This is a genomic window from Methylomonas sp. PHL2-19, assembly GCF_059331595.1.
In genome coordinates, this window is sequence record NZ_CP196839.1 from 2,467,306 (window position 1) to 2,483,489 (window position 16,184).

Annotated in this window: 16 protein-coding genes and 1 tRNA gene; 15 read left to right on the forward strand and 2 right to left on the reverse strand. The window is 51.7% G+C overall.

Features of this window, described 5'->3' with window-relative positions:
* Positions 1-11: 11 nt before the first annotated feature.
* Positions 12-1,673: a glutamine--tRNA ligase/YqeY domain fusion protein gene (locus ACR02O_RS11460; RefSeq protein ID WP_494523416.1), complete on the reverse strand. Its 1,662-nt coding sequence runs from the start codon at positions 1,671-1,673 to the stop codon at positions 12-14.
* A gap of 240 nt (positions 1,674-1,913) precedes the next feature.
* Here ACR02O_RS11460 and rpoH point away from each other — a divergent pair, with 240 nt between their 5' ends.
* The 12 genes from rpoH (at position 1,914) to ACR02O_RS11520 (ending at position 11,609) form a co-directional block, all read left to right on the forward strand.
* Complete coding sequence (gene rpoH / locus ACR02O_RS11465; protein ID WP_494523417.1) at positions 1,914-2,768, forward strand: RNA polymerase sigma factor RpoH; 855 nt, start codon at positions 1,914-1,916, stop codon at positions 2,766-2,768.
* Positions 2,769-2,816: 48 nt separating this feature from the next.
* A tRNA-Leu gene (locus ACR02O_RS11470) sits at positions 2,817-2,901 on the forward strand.
* Between the two features lie 186 nt (positions 2,902-3,087).
* Positions 3,088-4,341, forward strand: coding sequence for a tyrosine-type recombinase/integrase (locus ACR02O_RS11475; protein ID WP_171694906.1), 1,254 nt, complete (start codon positions 3,088-3,090; stop codon positions 4,339-4,341).
* A gap of 92 nt (positions 4,342-4,433) precedes the next feature.
* Complete coding sequence (locus tag ACR02O_RS11480) at positions 4,434-5,264, forward strand: hypothetical protein (RefSeq protein WP_171694907.1); 831 nt, start codon at positions 4,434-4,436, stop codon at positions 5,262-5,264.
* 158 nt (positions 5,265-5,422) lie between these two features.
* A complete protein-coding gene (locus ACR02O_RS11485) occupies positions 5,423-5,692 on the forward strand; it encodes a helix-turn-helix transcriptional regulator (RefSeq protein WP_171694908.1) in 270 nt (89 codons plus the stop codon).
* Entirely contained in the window at positions 5,692-5,958 is a 267-nt protein-coding gene (locus tag ACR02O_RS11490; RefSeq protein ID WP_171694909.1) for a hypothetical protein, read from the forward strand. The genes ACR02O_RS11485 and ACR02O_RS11490 overlap by 1 nt, the downstream gene beginning before the upstream one ends.
* On the forward strand, positions 5,955-6,893 hold the full coding sequence (locus tag ACR02O_RS11495; protein ID WP_494523418.1) for a toprim domain-containing protein: 939 nt from the start codon (positions 5,955-5,957) through the stop codon (positions 6,891-6,893). Before ACR02O_RS11490 ends, ACR02O_RS11495 begins: the two co-directional genes overlap by 4 nt.
* Positions 6,883-8,883, forward strand: a complete 2,001-nt coding sequence (locus ACR02O_RS11500) for a cell wall-binding protein (RefSeq protein WP_494523419.1) — start codon at positions 6,883-6,885, stop codon at positions 8,881-8,883. The genes ACR02O_RS11495 and ACR02O_RS11500 overlap by 11 nt, the downstream gene beginning before the upstream one ends.
* Positions 8,884-9,085: 202 nt before the next feature.
* A complete protein-coding gene (locus tag ACR02O_RS11505) occupies positions 9,086-9,544 on the forward strand; it encodes a tail assembly protein (protein WP_494523420.1) in 459 nt (152 codons plus the stop codon).
* 1,079 nt (positions 9,545-10,623) lie between these two features.
* The gene (locus ACR02O_RS11510) at positions 10,624-10,848 is read left to right on the forward strand and encodes a hypothetical protein (protein WP_171694913.1); all 225 of its coding nucleotides are present in this window, start codon (positions 10,624-10,626) and stop codon (positions 10,846-10,848) included.
* Positions 10,845-11,369, forward strand: a complete 525-nt coding sequence (gene radC / locus ACR02O_RS11515) for a RadC family protein (protein ID WP_253734401.1) — start codon at positions 10,845-10,847, stop codon at positions 11,367-11,369. Before ACR02O_RS11510 ends, radC begins: the two co-directional genes overlap by 4 nt.
* A gap of 33 nt (positions 11,370-11,402) precedes the next feature.
* The gene (locus ACR02O_RS11520; protein ID WP_171694915.1) at positions 11,403-11,609 is read left to right on the forward strand and encodes a DUF4224 domain-containing protein; all 207 of its coding nucleotides are present in this window, start codon (positions 11,403-11,405) and stop codon (positions 11,607-11,609) included.
* Between the two features lie 44 nt (positions 11,610-11,653).
* On the opposite strand, the gene ACR02O_RS11525 is transcribed toward ACR02O_RS11520, so the two are convergent.
* Entirely contained in the window at positions 11,654-11,944 is a 291-nt protein-coding gene (locus ACR02O_RS11525) for a helix-turn-helix domain-containing protein (RefSeq protein ID WP_171694916.1), read from the reverse strand.
* 74 nt (positions 11,945-12,018) lie between these two features.
* Between ACR02O_RS11525 and ACR02O_RS11530 the strand changes: the two genes are divergently transcribed.
* The 3 genes from ACR02O_RS11530 (at position 12,019) to ACR02O_RS11540 (ending at position 15,731) form a co-directional block, all read left to right on the forward strand.
* The gene (locus ACR02O_RS11530) at positions 12,019-12,228 is read left to right on the forward strand and encodes a cold-shock protein (RefSeq protein ID WP_064010690.1); all 210 of its coding nucleotides are present in this window, start codon (positions 12,019-12,021) and stop codon (positions 12,226-12,228) included.
* Between the two features lie 252 nt (positions 12,229-12,480).
* The gene (locus ACR02O_RS11535) at positions 12,481-14,280 is read left to right on the forward strand and encodes an ABC transporter transmembrane domain-containing protein (protein ID WP_494523421.1); all 1,800 of its coding nucleotides are present in this window, start codon (positions 12,481-12,483) and stop codon (positions 14,278-14,280) included.
* Positions 14,281-14,417: 137 nt separating this feature from the next.
* Positions 14,418-15,731, forward strand: a complete 1,314-nt coding sequence (locus ACR02O_RS11540; RefSeq protein WP_458137204.1) for a YihY/virulence factor BrkB family protein — start codon at positions 14,418-14,420, stop codon at positions 15,729-15,731.
* Positions 15,732-16,184: the final 453 nt, after the last annotated feature.

Consider the following 16,184-nt stretch of genomic DNA (forward strand, 5'->3'; position numbering starts at 1 on the left):
TAATTACCTTGCTACTTTGCCCAACTGTCGCGCAAGGTCACGGTACGGTTAAACACCAATTTTTCCGCGGTGCTGTCGGCATAGTCCAGGCAAAAATAGCCGGTGCGCTCAAATTGATAACGGGTATCCGGCGTGGCATTGACCAGGCTGGCTTCTACCCGGCAATCAGTCAACACTTCCAGCGAATTGGGATTGATGCCATCCAGGAAATTATCCAGCGTGTCCGGGTTGGGATGGCTGAACAAGCGGTCGTATAAACGTAGTTCGGCGGGCAGGGCGTGTTGTTCAGAAACCCAATGGATTACGCCTTTTACTTTGCGGCCTTCGGGGTTTTTGCCTAAGGTGGCCGGATCGTAGCTGCAACGCAGTTCGATGACATTACCGGCTGCGTCTTTAATCACTTCCTCGCATTTGATCACATAGGAGCCGCGCAAGCGCACTTCGCCGCCTGGCACCAAACGCTTAAAGTCTTTAGGCGGGTTTTCCATAAAATCGTCTTGTTCGATCAGGATGGTTTTGGAAAAACTGACTTCCCGGCTGCCCATTTCCGGTTTTTGCGGATGGTTGGCGATTTGGTAGGTTTCGGTTTTACCGTCTTCCCAGTTGCTGATGACCACTTTTAACGGTCTTAACACGGCCATTGCTCGAGGCGCGCGTTCGTTCAAGTCTTCGCGGATGCAGTTTTCCAGTACGCCCATTTCGATCCATGAGTCGTTTTTGGTGACGCCGATGCGTTCGCAGAAATCGCGAATCGCTTCCGGGGTAAAACCGGCCCGGCGCAGTCCGGAAATGGTTGGCATGCGTGGATCGTCCCAGCCGTTGACGTGTTTTTCGGTCACCAATTGCAGCAGTTTACGCTTGCTGACGATGGTGTATTCCAGTTGCAAACGAGCGAACTCGATTTGCTGCGGATGACAAGGGGTTTGCAATTTGTCCAGCACCCAGTCGTAGAGTGGGCGGTGATCTTCGAACTCCAGGGTGCAGATCGAGTGGGTGATGCCTTCCAAAGCATCGGAAATGCAATGGGTGTAGTCGTACATCGGATACAAACACCAGGCATCGCCGGTGCGTTGGTGATGGACGCGGCGGATGCGGTAGATGGTGGGGTCGCGCATATTGATGTTGGGTGAGGCCATATCGATTTTAGCGCGCAGCACATATTGGCCGTCGGCAAATTCGCCGGCGCGCATACGGGTGAACAAATCCAGGTTTTCTTCGATGGAGCGGCTACGGTCCGGGCTTTCTTTGCCGGGTTCGGTCAAGGTGCCGCGGTCGGCGCGCATTTGTTCAGGCGTCGAGCTATCCACATAGGCATCGCCTTGTTTAATCAACTGCACCGCGTAAGCGTAGAGTTGTTCGAAGTAATCGGAGGCGTGGTATTTGCCGGCCCATTTAAATCCTAACCATTGCACGTCGCGTTCGATGGCTTCCATATATTCGACGCTTTCTTTTTCCGGGTTGGTGTCGTCGAAGCGTAAATTACAGGTACCGTTGTTTTCGGCGGCTAGGGTGAAATTCAGGCAAATCGATTTGGCGTGGCCGATGTGCAGATAGCCATTGGGTTCGGGGGGAAAGCGGGTGGCAACTTTGCCGTTGTTTTTGTTGGCGGCCAGATCGGCGGCAATGATGTGTCTAATAAAGTTGGATGATACGGGGCTATCGGAAGCTGACATGTTTGAGTAAATGGCTGTGGTTTTGATGAGTTAGGCGGAGATTTCTGACTTAATCTGCATTTTAACGAGTTTGGTCGGAATTCGTAAAGGCGGCATCGCTAGCTGCTTACACAGCAAAATTGAAGCAAAAATCAGTGTAACTATCTGTATCAAAAGATTTTTACTAAATTATTAGCACTCTCGTGTTTCGAGTGCTAGAATTCGGTTAACGTTAATTTATTCCGCGGAAACGAGGGTGATATGAACAACAGCTTGGCTTTGCCGATCAATTTATCGGTTGGGACGTTTGATTCTTACTTGAACTTAGTCGCCCAAATGCCCAAACTCAGCGTCGAGCAGGAGCAGGACTTGGCGTTACGTTACCGGGATGAAGGCGACCTGAATGCTGCGCGTGAGCTGGTGATGTCCAATTTGCGCTTCGTGGCGCATGTAGCCAGAGGCTATGCCGGTTACGGTTTGCCGTTGGCGGACATTGTTCAGGAAGGCAATATCGGCTTGATGAAAGCGGTCAAGCGTTTCGACCCCGACATGGGTGTGCGCTTGGTGTCGTTTGCCGTACATTGGATCAAAGCGGAGATTCACGAATACGTAATTAAAAACTGGCGCATCGTTAAAGTTGCTACCACTAAAGCGCAGCGCAAACTGTTTTTTAATCTGCGTAAGTTTAAAAACGACTTGAACTACCTATCGCAAGACGATGCGGAAGCGATTGCAGAGAACCTGGACGTGGACGTCAAAACGGTTTACGAAATGGAACGGCGTTTGGACGGTCGCGATATAGGACTTGAGCCAACGGGCGACGACAGCGAAGACCATGTGCAAGCGCCTATTGCTTATCTGGAACAGCATGGTGCCGATCCGGCTTTATTGCTGGAAAATAGCGACTGGGAAGACCGCAAGGAAGAGTTGCTGATGGACGCCATGGCCGGCTTGGACGATAGAAGCCGCGATATTCTGGCTAGCCGCTGGCTGTTGGAAGAAAAAGCCACTTTGCACGAATTGGCGGATCGTTATCAAGTGTCGGCCGAGCGTATCAGACAGCTTGAACAAAACGCCATGAAAAAGCTGAAAGCAGCGGTAATATTGGCAGCGTAAAAAATAGTTTGGCATTTCTGCAAAAATCAGTATAATGACGCTTTCTTTGCCGGGGTGGTGAAACTGGTAGACGCGCCGGATTCAAAATCCGGTTCCGAAAGGAGTGTCGGTTCGATTCCGACCCTCGGTACCAAAGAAAGATTTAGAGAAGTGCAAGAACATACAGAAACCCGCAAGCCATAAGGCTTAGCGGGTTTTTTATTGTCCAAAGAAGTGCAACAAAATGCAGTGACATACACCGCAAACAGTGACACGATTAGTGACACGCGCTAAAGTAACGCCTAAACGTATCACTGCGAATCACTTTCGGTGTCACTCGATGGCTAAGAATCTCAATAAAGACACGGTCTACAGGGCAGCTAAGCCTAAAGACAAGGACTACACCATCAACGACGGCGAATGCTTGACGTTGTTGGTCAAAGCCAACGGTTCAAAACTTTGGCGGTTCATCTATCGATTTAAGGGTAAGCAGAATCGGCTTGGCTTTGGATCGTACCCCGAAACCTCCCTCGAAAGCGCCAGGCGCAAAGCTGAGGCCGCCCGCGAGCAGATTGCCAATGGCATAGACCCCGGCGAAATTCGCAAGCAGGAAAAGGCCGACATCCAACAAACCACCGAAGCTCAAAATCGCCTTGATGCTGGTCTGCCACTAATCAACAGCTTCGAATATGTAACTCGCGAATGGTTAGCCTCAAATGCTCACACCGTCCGCGACATCACCCATCAAAAGAAACTCCGCCGCTTTGAGCTGTATGTATTCCCGGCGGTCGGCCAAATGCCGATTGGCGAGGTTAAATCGCCGGATGTTTTCGCCGTCGTGCGGCCGTTGATTATCAAAAACCAATTGGAAACCGCGCATAGGGTACGCTCAGACATCAGCGGCGCCTTTGCCTATGCCATCGCCCACGGCTTCACCGATTACGACCCGGCGCAAGCTGTCGGCGCTCAAATACCCGCGCAAAAAGTCATTCATAACGCCGCGATTACTGACCCCAAAGAAGTCGGCCAATTACTGCGGGACATTACTCACTATCAAGGTACCTTTGTTGTGCAAACCGCGCTCAGGCTATCGCCTTACCTGTTCCAGCGGCCTGGCGAGATTCGGCAGATGGAATGGAAAGATATTGATCTTGCGGCCATGGAATGGCGCTACTTCGTCACCAAAACCGAAGTGCAACACATTGTCCCGCTGTCACGCCAGGCGGTGGCAATATTGGAAGCCATCAAACCGTTAACCGGCGTTGGTCAGTACGTGTTCCCATCCAGCCGTGGCGACGGCCGGCCAATGTCCGACGGTACCGTTCGCACGGCGTTGAAAACACTAGGCTATGAAAAGGACGTAATGAGCGCCCACGGTTTTAGAACCACCGCGTCTACGCTGCTCAATGAACAAGGCTGGTCGCCGGATGCAATCGAGCGGCAGTTGTGCCACATGCCCAAGGATCAGGTGAGGGCGGCCTATAACCGCGCGCAATACTTGGACGAGCGCCGCCGCATGATGCAGGCCTGGGCGGATTATCTGGACGGACTGAAAGCGGGGGCGGATGTGATCCCGTTTCGCAGGGTCGTTTAAACCGAATAACCAAGCCTAGCCCGACGGGGCGAAAGCCGGTCTCCTTGCCGGTTGGCTTGGTTCCTATCAGGGCAAACGCTTTAGGAGGCGTTGTGATTAAGCGCGAATATTATTCTTTAAAAGATTCAGTGGATATCTTTGGTCTTAGCGAAGCTGATCTTCTTCATTTTGGAGCAACGAGTAGGATTCCGATCTACATTCTTCTAGCTAACTGGCGTGTGCGGAGCTTTATCAGGAAAGGCAAAGTCCATTATGAGTCTTCAGATTCCTCAATATATAAAAAACTACTCCCGAGGTGCTTGCTGCAATATGAGGCTGGGGTTTTGAATGTTGAGCCATTGATTGAGCCTGAAGAGTTGCTTATCACGGTAAATGGGCTGGAGGATGTTGACAATACAGAAAAAGCCTTTTATGGCCTTGATAAAAGTACAGGCATTTGGAGTCGGTCTGTTGGGGATAAGGTTTTTTTTCTTGAGAGGCCTGGATACCATTATCCGTCTTATGAAGAATTAGCCGATTATCAGCGACGCGGGGGGGGTGTTGACGACATTTATCCCAATCCCGTTTTGCTTAGCGAATGTGTAATGGTGGTTATGTCCGCAGATATGGATAGGTTATTGGAAAAACCCCTTTACATTCAAAACGATAATATTGAAACCTCGGTTCAAGATAAGTTAAGAAGAGACATTGACAAGTGGCTGTATGAAACTTGGATTTCTGAAGGCAAGCCCGGCGGCAATCGTTATTTGGGAAGGTTAAAGAAATATCGCCGACAAGCCGCCGTCGGGGGTGTAATTATTGATGTTTGGACGGAGGCCAAGTGCTCGGGCTTTTCTTGGGAAACTAAAACTTCTAGTGGTTTTATGGCTTTGAAAACACTAAATAACAAGGTCACTAGCTTTAAAAAACTTACTGGCAAATAGCTGTCAAGCGAAATGTTGTTAAAAAATTCCTGACAGCGTTTCCCGAAATTAAAAAAATTTCCCGACAGTTTTTCCCGTTTCTCACAGTAGGGAAATTCGGGAAAATATCGCACTTAGGATAGCGCCATTGTTCAACAAAGCCCAAAGGAGGCTTGGCAATGGTAGCAAAACCCGACAACGCGCAACGCGCACCAACCGCAAACCGCCGCAGACAGCGGAATAAAATCACTTATACTCCAGCACCTTTGCCGGCTGAAGGCTTCGTTAGATTGCCATCGGTCTTGGGAGTGCTGGGTGTGTCAAAAAGCACCTTCCTCAATGGCGTAAAAGATGGCAAGTATCCGGCGGGAACGTTGCTTTCCCCGCGCTGCCGTGTCTGGCCGGTAGACGATATTCGGGCATTGCTCGATAAGATTGGGGGTGCGTAATGCCAGCCAAAAAAGCCCCTCAAGACGAACTTATCAAGATGCGCCTCGCCATTGCGGCGGCTGAGGCTGAAACCGCCACGGAATCCCGGATTAAGTCAGCCATCGCAACCGAAGCGGCGAAGATTCCCGGCTCATCGCGCAACCAGTGCCGCAAGTTAATTGACGCGCTTGGCTGTCTGTTTCTGGAGTTGGAAATAGAAATGCTGGAGCCCGTCGCGTGTCCGCATTGTGGCCATCAAATCGAAGAAACCGGCGGTGCGCAATGAGCTTTCAGCATATCGAAGACGCCGCCCGCACTGCGCTGGCCGATTATGGGCTGTTACCGCCTAAGTATTTCAAGCGCGACACCTTCCAAGTGGTTGATGTCGAAGATGGTAGACCCGGAAACGGTGCGGGCAGGATTAAGATTTTTATTGACGGTAAAGGTGGTGTCGTCCAAAACTGGAAGACCGGCGAAAAGGGTTCATTCTTTTTGAATGCTGAAGGTCAAGCCACCGCACTATCCGAAGCCGAGCGCCAACGGATCGAGTGCGAGCGCAAGCGCCGCCAAGCCGAGGAATTAGCTCGTATGGATCGTGCAGCCAAACGGGCTTTGGCCATCTGGACGGCAGCCGAACCCGCGCCGTTAGATCATCCTTACTTGCTGGAAAAGCAAATCAAGCCCCATGCTGCCCGCGTTGGCACCTGGAAGCGCACCGTTACCGATGCAGCCGGCACTAAACAAACGGTATCGATTGAGAATAGCTTGCTGATACCGTTATTCGACCAGGCCGGCACTATCCGCAGCCTGCAAGCGATATTTCCAGAGAAACATCCCTTATTCACGCGGAATAAAGACTTTCTGCCGGGCGGCGGCCTGGCCGGCCTGTTCTGGTGGATCGGTGCGAAAACTGACATGGTTTTGATTTGCGAAGGCTTCGCCACCGCTGCCACGCTTTATGAGAAAACCCGCATCAAGACTTATATGGCGTTCACTGCCAACAATCTGTTGGCGGTTGGGCGGATTGTGCGAGAGAAGCTGCCAGATGCGAAGATTGTGTTTGCCGCCGATAACGACACCGAAACCGCCGGCAACCCAGGCCTAACTAAAGCCAACGAAGCCGCAGCGGCTGTTGGCGGCTCGGTCATCGTGCCGCCGATACCGGACGCCGATTTCAACGACTATCAGCAATTTCTAAACGGTGGCGGCCATGTCGGATAAGTCCAAAACCCCGCCAATACTGGAGGTTGTTAAGGGTGCTAAGAAACCGCCACCCGCCAAAAAAGCCAGCACACAAAATCCCCCCGGCAACGGTGGCGGCGGAAGTGGTGGCGGACGCTCAACCCCGCCGCAAAAGTTCGGTGAGTACTTGATAAAAAACGGTGCGTTTCATCAATCACGCGCCGTTAAGGCCGGGCCCGATGGCTCTGGATTTGTCGAGTTTCCGCTATGCGATTTTGTATGTTCAATCAAGGAGGAAGTGACCGCCGAAGACGGCTTAAACGATGCCGCGTTTCTGAGAATTGAAGGACGGCGCGGTGATGGCTTGCCATTGCCGGCGGTGGATGTACCGGCAAAGTCGTTTTTCTCGTCGCAAGCCTGCTGGCCTAATGAGGCTTGGGGCTCTCGGGTGTTTGTTTACCCTGGCACGGCCAAACGTGACAACCTACGCGCCGCCGTGCATCAATTCAGCCGCATGTCGGGCGATATACCGCGCCGCGTGGTCTATCGCTTCACCGGTTGGAAAAAGATCGACGGCGCATGGCACTACTTGACCGGGTCAGGTGCTATGACTGCCGTCGGACTGATCGATGGCGTTCAAGTGGATTTAGGGCCGGGCAATATGGGCCGCTATGCGCTGCCGGTAGCGTTATCCGGCGATGACTTGAAACAGGCGGTAGTCGAAGCGCTGCTGTTGCTGGACGTGGCACCCAGTAGGCCGCATATCGGCGCGGCTTTGTTGGCAGCGGTGGCACGGGCGCCGCTGGGTGAGTGCCAGCAAACCGACTTTGCCATATGGTTACACGGTTTGACGGGTTCCCGTAAGTCGGCCTTAGCTGCTATCGCTCAAGCCTTTTATGGCGACTTTACTGCCCGCAGCTTCCCAGCGAATTGGAGCGACAGCGCTAACGATGCCGAGGCCAAAGCCCACCAGGCCAAAGATGGTGTGTATACGATTGATGATTTTAAGCCGAGTGTTAACCGGGTCGAAGCCGAAAAACAGCACGCGATGGCAGAGCGGATTATCAGGGGCACCGGCAACGGGGCCGGACGTGGCCGCCGCACGGCCAATATGCAGGCACAAGCCGCGCCGTTTAATCGTTCCATGCTACTGGTCACGGCGGAAGACTTACCGCGCGGTGTGTCGCTGCTGGGGCGTCTGCTGGTGCTGGAATTAGGCCGCGCCGACGTGGATAACCCCACGCTCAGCAAACTACAGCACGCCGCACAGGCCGGGCGGTTTGCCGGCATTATGTCTGCCTATCTGCAATGGTTGGCATCGCGTATGGATCGATTGAAGGGCGAATTTCCTAAGGCGGTGGAACAGCTCCGCAACGCCGCGATTCGCGACGGCTTCGCCAGCAGTCACCCCAGAGCGCCGGAAATTTACAGCAACCTGCTAGGCGGTGCCGAAACCTTTCTGGAATTTCTTGAAGACGCCGGCACGTTGACCAGCGAACAGGCCAACGTGTTGTTGGCCGAGATTGAGAACGGCTTAAAGCAGGCATTCAGTGAGCAAGGCACTTATCAAACCGAGCAAGACGAAGTCGAACGCTTCTTGCAACTATTACGGGCCGCGTTCAGCTCGGGCAATGGCCACATTGCCACCGTTATCAAGCAAGGGCCACCCGTTACCCGGCCATTTAGTTGGGGCTGGCGCAGTTCCGGCAAAGACCTTAATGGCGACGATATGTATAAACCGATGGGCGATTGTTGCGGCTGGTATGCCGAACCCAGGGACGCGCAACCCGCCGAGGTATGGCTGGAGCCTAACACCGCCTTCAAGATTATCCAAGAATTTGCCCGCCATCAAGGTGACAGCTTTCTGATTTCTGCCGGCTCTTTATGGCGTCGGATGGCTGAGCGGGGCTTGTTGTTAAAGATGGAGCACGACGGCGGCGGTAAGCCACGCCCAACCATCAAGCGCACTATTGCGGGTCGGTCGGTGCGTGTGCTGGTTCTGGATGCCGGCCTTGTTGAATCCGGTTAAGCCCCTTCCGCCAAACGTGGAAGGTTTAGCCAAATTTTAAAATTGATATTCGCCGATGATTTCGGCATTAACCGTGAAGGAGAATTCACATGAAGACTGTAAGACTTTTTGGAGATTTGGAAAAATATAAACCGTCTGGACTTTGGACGTTAAAACAGCGGCAGAGGCATTGCGCGCGATAGGTGTGCAGCGCGATGGGTTTTTGGCCGAGTGCGATGCGGGGCATTATGTAGCGTTGCTAGTAGACCTAGGCAATCCCGATCAAATACGGCAGGTGATAACCAGCAACGCGCTTGACCCTTGGGCCGATGAAGAGCTGTGGATTATGCCGACAGTTGGCGGCGAACTGCCAGTGGCATTTGTTGCGATGGCGTTTTCGGCGATTGGGGTAACTGTTGCCAATTTCACAATTATTACAATGGTAGTCAATATGGCAATATCGCTGGCATTGTCGGCGGTCGCCAATATGATTACCGGCAAAAAGAAAAACACCACGGCCACTCAACAAGAAAGGCCAGAAAACAAACCATCATTCATCGCGGACGGCACGGTCAATCTCACAGCGGCCGGACATGCGCATCCGATTCTATTCGGCGAAGTGCCAGATTGCGGCTGCATGATTCTATCGTCTGATTACTGGGTTGAGGATGTACCCGTATAAGTAATCCGCCCTTTCATATGTTCCCCGCTCCCCATTATTGGTGCGCCATAGGGTAGCGGGTGCGAGATTGGCTGATGATTTAGCCGGTGCCGTTGCTGAAAAAAATATAAGGGTATGTATAAAAAATCTGGGGAATCTGGGGAGATAAGTCTGTAAGCCTTGATACATAAGGCTTTCAAGCTCCCCAGATTTTTAAAATGGTTGGGGAGATTCCCCAAAAATCTGGGGAGCGTCCAACCCTGGCAAGCTGGACAAATCGACATGGCCGGATCGGAAACCGCGTCAATTTCACCCGATAAGCGCCATCTCCCCAAATAAATCTGGGGAGATTCCCCAGATTTTTAGAGGGGTTGGGGAGCTTGAAAGCCGCGTCGCGCGTGGCTTAGCGGGCTATCTCCCCAGATTCCCCAGATTTTTTGTATAGGGTATAGAAGGAATATTTTTTTAGTGCCCGCCGTCGTTGGATGCATGGCCGGGCGGAAGCCGCCCAATTTATGCGCAGCCATGCCCACCCAGGGGCGGGTCAAAAGTCTAGGGCTTGCCCGGTCCTTTGCGTCGCCCTAGCTAAATTTTCGCTGGGGGGATTTTATAAATAGAAAAAGCCCATGTGGATAAAGCAAGCCAAGGCCTTGGACTTACTCACACCCCTACCAGCTACCCCACCAAAGACCGCCGCCACCCCTATGGCGTCAATCATCGGGGCTGGGGGGAGAAGAAAGCCTTAGCTGTTGCCACCCGTAGCACTGGCCACCCGCATGGCGGCACGATTGCGGGCACGGGGGAGGAAAAGCATTGACACCACCGCCGAATCCGGATCAGAATGTAGTCGTCAGTCCGCAGACTGGCCGGGCGTAGGAAACCCGTTTGAATAGGCGACAATCGCCACCTTAGCCAGTGGCTTTTTTATGCCCGTTGTTCGGCGCGGCCTTGCCGTGTCTGTTGCTATGGCGGGCTTGTTTGGGCAGCCTTTACGGGCTGGCCGCTCCTATTCGCGGTATTTCCTACCCCACTCAAGCCCGTCGCCCATGCCGTAGGAAGCAAGGCGGCGGTTAACTCGTTTATGAATAGGAGAAGCTACCATGCCTAGCGCATCAAATCCCGCTCGAATCGAGCAACAACAATCCTTTACCCAACCCTTACACCAGGCCTTTGCTAATCTGGCGTTTAGCTACGGCATGACCATCAAGGAAGCCGAACGCGGCGAGCTGACCGGCTCCGCAGTGGTCGGCCTGCAATGCGACTGCGAAGAGCTGTTGGCGCTGTCGGTATCGCTACGCGGCCAATTGATGAAGGTGCAACCATGAGCGCCACAACCAGCAACACCACACCTATCAAACTACCTTACTTTGTCGCGGATCAGCGCGGCAGGTATCGCGCTAGCCGAGCATTGACCGAAGAGCAAATCATCAAGGCGGCTACCCTGCTGCTGAATCAACGGGTAGAGCGCGGCTCGCAGCTGACTAGCCCCGATATAACCCGAGCCTATCTTAAAACCCAACTGCGTAAACGTGAGCATGAGGTGTTCGTCTGTTTGTTCCTTGACAACCAGCACCACGTTATTGAATATGAAGAACTATTCCGGGGCACGATTGCCGGCGCCAGCGTTTACCCGCGCGAAGTAGTCAAGCGCTGTCTGCAGCTGAATGCAGCGGCGGTCATATTCGCCCATAACCACCCGAGCGGTACAAACGAACCTAGCCAAGCAGATCGGCAAATAACCGATAAGTTGAAAGCGGCGCTAGGGATGATAGATGTTCGGGTTCTGGATCATTTCATCGTTGGCGACGGTGAACCCTATTCTTTTGCCGAACATAGGATGATTTAACTTGAATTATCTAACATAGCCCAGGCGGATCAAATGACAACCAGCTTGATACAAGAAGAGGAATTGATGGAATGGAGCGGATTTAAGCGCCGCACAGCCTTGGTCAACTGGTTGCGACAGTGTGGTATTCCTTATCTACTTGGCAATCACGGGCGTGTTTGTGTTACTGCGGAATCGGTCAATCTGCCGCTATTGCATATTCAACGGGTTTTAGCCGACAGTAGCGACGACATTTTTTGAAGCCGCATGGATCGCGGCTTATGTTGGCTGGATCGGTCGAAAACTCAGGCGGCAATCAGCTTGTAAAGCGTTGGCCGGCTAATGCCGTATTCCTTCGCCAGTTTGCTTTTATCGTCGCCCTGTTCAACCCGTGCTTTGATTTCGGCGGTTTGTTCCGCTGTCAGCTTGGCCGGTGCGCCTAGCTTTTTGCCTTGGGCTTTGGCCGCTTCGATGCCTTCCCGTTGGCGTTCCTTAATCGATATTGTTCGAATGTGCCGTCTGGTTAAAACGAACTGATAGCGCCCGCGCGAGCTATCGGCTATTCTTTTGGGACATACTTGCCCTAATTGATGCATAATCAGTAATCGGTTGATATAGAAAACAACCGGCAACATACCAGTAATGGTTTTTTAAAAGTTAAGAGTAATTTATGGCAGCATTAGTACAAGGCAAAGTTAAGTGGTTCAACGATGACAAGGGCTTCGGCTTCATTGAACAAGATGGTGGCAAAGATGTGTTTGTTCACTTTAGCGTCATTCAAGGTAGCGGCCGCAAAACCCTGAGAGAAGGCCAGAGCGTAACGATGGAAGTGACCGCCGGAGCGAAAGGCCCTCAAGCGGAAAACGTCACCCCTTTATAGTCGTCATGCGGTGATTGGATTTTGGTAGGCAAAACTCGAAGGAGTGACACGAATAGTGATACGTGCGCAATGTTATATAAATAATTTTTTATAAAACAATGCCTTGTATTTCATATCGGTTCCGACCCTCGTACCACCTACCTATCTTAGGTAGTCCAAAGAAATTTAAAAACCCGCTAGCCGTAAGGCTCAGCGGGTTTTTTATTTTTAAGCGATGCATTTTCGCACCAAGGTTCTCCACGAGGTATTGATATGCCTTTCTCCCGTTCTAAGCAAACCGATCCCACCCGAAAAATATCGACCTTAAAGGCGTTATGGCCGTTTATCCGTCCCTATCGCGCTAGAATGCTGGTAGCCTTTTGCCTATTGTGTCTCGGCTCGGCGACGATTCTGTTAGTACCTTTGGCGTTCCGCGATCTGATTGATTTTGGATTTGGGCAGCGACAGGCAGAGCAGGGTGGGTTGTTAGGCGCGCTGAGTATTGATGGACATTTTCTGGCGCTATTTGCCTTAGCCTGCCTGTGGGCGGTGACGATAGCCGCGCGTTATTACACGGTCAGTTGGGTTGGCGAACGGGTGACCGCGGATTTGCGCAGCGCGGTTTACGAACGGGTTTTGGCGCAGTCTCCGCAGTTTTTCGAAACCTTGCAAACCGGGGAAGTTTTGTCACGACTGACCGGCGATACCACGCTGATTCAGACTGTGGTGGGCAGTTCGATTTCCATGGGCTTACGCAGCGTATTCCAGTTTATCGGCGGCATGATTATGTTGGCGGTGACTAGTCTGCATCTGTTCTCATTGATATTGGGCTTAATGATCTTGCTGACCTTGCCGATTTTGGCAATGGGCCGGAAAGTAAAAAAGCTGTCGCGGGAGTCGCAGGATAAGATCGCCGATGCTTCTGCGCTGGCTGGCGAAATTCTCAATGCGGTGCCTATCGTCCAAGCCTATAACCAGGAGCGCCGCGAAGCGAAACGCTTTAGCGAGCGCGCCGAAATCAGTTTTATGACAGCTGTCCGTCGCAGCCGGTTTCGTTCCGCGTTAACGGTTGTTGTCATCACGGCCGTGATGGGTTCCATTATTTTCGTATTGTGGATAGGTGCCAACCAGGTCAACGCGGGTGTTATGACCGGCGGGCAACTGGCTTCTTTCGTGCTATATGCCACGCTGGTGTCCGGCGGGGTCAGCACCATAGCGGAAGTATGGGGTGACGTGATGCGGGCGACCGGCGCAACCGAGCGCTTGCTGGAACTGCTATATGCCCAACCGGCAATCATTGATGCTGCCACACCTCAGCCTTTGGTAAATGGCGATAAAGCGGCGATTGAATTTCAGCAAGTCAGCTTCAGTTACCCGTCGCGCTTGCAAACCGCCGCGCTGGATAGAATCGATTTAAGTATATCGGCAGGGGAGAGCGTCGCTTTTATCGGTCCGTCCGGCGCCGGCAAGACTACGTTGTTTCAATTGCTGTTGCGTTTTTACGATGTAACGCACGGTACCATTCGCCTTAACGGTCAGGATATTCGTCACCTATCCTTACAGGAACTGCGCGGCAAAATTGCCATTGTGCCGCAGGATGCTGTGATTTTCTCGACCACCGCGCTGGAAAATATTCGTTACGGCCGGCCCGAAGTCAGCGATGAGGAAGTTATCGCGGCCGGGCAATTGGCGCAAGTAGCGGAGTTCATCGATCGCTTGCCGGATGGTTACCAAACTTTTCTCGGCGAGCGCGGTACACGTTTATCCGGTGGGCAAAGACAGCGCATCGCCATCGCTCGGGCCATTCTGAAAAACGCACCGCTGTTGTTGCTGGACGAGGCGACCAGCGCGCTGGATGCAGAATCGGAAGTGTTGGTGCAACGGGGTTTAAATGCCGCCATGCAGGGTCGTACCACCCTGATTATCGCGCACCGTTTGGCCACCGTGAAAAAGGTCAGCCGCATCGTGGTGTTGGATCAAGGATGCATCGTCGAAACCGGATCGCCCGAGGATTTGCGCAAACAAAGCGGACTCTATGCTAGGCTGGCGAATCTACAGTTCGATGTGCAATAAGTCTGCATAAGCCTAATGCCTGGGGCGAACCTGTTGCGGTAGAAGATGTATAGCCATCAACTTGGCTTTTTCAATTTATACTGTCAGCGGAGAACGGATTCTATCTTCCCAGTTACCGCCACCCGCCAAGTCCAGCCATGCACCACAAATTAGTAACATTTGTCCGAGACGATATTTGGTTGTTGCACGAGCAAGATCTGCCTTATGTTCAAGAAAAACTGATCAAGTATTTAAAAATCGTTATTTTGTCCTGGCAAAGTTTCGGTTTGGATCTTTGTCAGCTACGTGCCTCCGCTTTAACCTTGTACAGCATTTTGTCGATAGTACCGGTCATCGCCATGTTGTTCGGGATTGCCAAGGGCTTTGGCTTTGAAAGCATGCTGGAGCAAGAACTGTTGCAGCGCATGCCGGAGCGAGATACGTTGGTGGTGCAGCTAATCGGTTTTGCCAAAAACCTGCTGGAAAGCGCTAAGGGCGAAGTGGTGGCCGGGATAGGGATTGTCGTACTGTTTTGGACCGTGATCAGCTTGATAGGCAATATCGAAGAGTCTTTCAACTACATCTGGAAAATCGGCAAGAGCCGGTCGTTGGGCCGCAAATTTAGTGACTATTTGTCGCTGATGTTGTTGGCGCCGGTGTTGCTGATCGCCGCCAGCAGCATCACCGTCTTTGTTAGTACGCAAATCACTTGGTTTATTACCGTCATGCAATTGCCGGCGTTTGCCAGCTGGCTGGTGGTCAAAGCGCTGAGTTTGTCGCCGGTGCTGCTGATGATTGCCTTGTTTTCCTTTACGTTTATTTTTATGCCTAATCATAAAATACACGTTCGCGCCGGCATTATCGCCGGTGTAGTGACGGGCGTTAGTTATCATTTGTTGCAATGGGCGTATTTAAGCTTGCAGATCGGCGTGTCGAGTTATAACGCCATTTACGGCAGTTTTGCGGCGCTACCCTTGTTTGTGGTTTGGCTGCAAAGCTGCTGGATGATCGTTTTATTCGGTTGCGAGATGGCGTTTTTTACCCAAAACTACCAAACCTATCGAAACAATAATCGCTTTGCACATTTAAGCTTTGCGCTGAAAAAACTGGTGGCTTTACAAGTCATGCATTTGATAGTCAAAAACTTTAGCCAGTTGCAGACTCCCTTAAGCGCAGCCGACATCGCCGGCAAGCTGGCCATACCTATAGCGATCATTCAGGAAGTGCTGGCGAAATTACTGCTTAGCCACCTGCTGGCCGAACTGAAAGAACCTGATGGTAGCGACGAGGTCTATCTGCCGGCTGTAGACATTCATATCCTGACCATCAGCTTTGTGATCAACGCACTGGAGCAATGCGGGCAAAACCAATTGCCGGAAAGAAATCAGCAGCCGCTGCTGATCGACGCGGTCGAAAGCTTCAAGAGTCTGATAGAAGCATCCGAGCGTAATCAGCTGCTAAAAGACATTTGAAAGGCGTAGCAGTCTCAACTGTGGTTTGTTGTTGGATATTGCTAACGCTTGCTATCAGCTCAGGCCGGCTGATTTTAGACGCCTTGCCTGCTTTAAGTTCTTGTAGGAATGTTTTGAAGTGTGAAGCGAGTTTTAACGAGTGTGGGATTGCCTGTTCTTTGTCTTGAGTTCGAAGGCTAACCGTAATTTGTTTGAAATCGAGCTAACTTTGATGCTCGGTTGGGATGATTAGGCGGAAGTAAAAGACATTTTTACGTCTGAACAGGTAAGGAATTTTACCCATAAAAAAGCCTCAATTGTGACATTGTTTTGTGAAAAACGTCGTCAATTGAGGCTTTCTGCTTGAAAAAATCTTGATTTATCAAGGTTTTAAGTAATAATGGCGGAGAGCTAGTCCGCCTAACAAAAGTCCGATATGGTTTTTTGTTGTCCTAAATTCTTGTTAAAAAACGA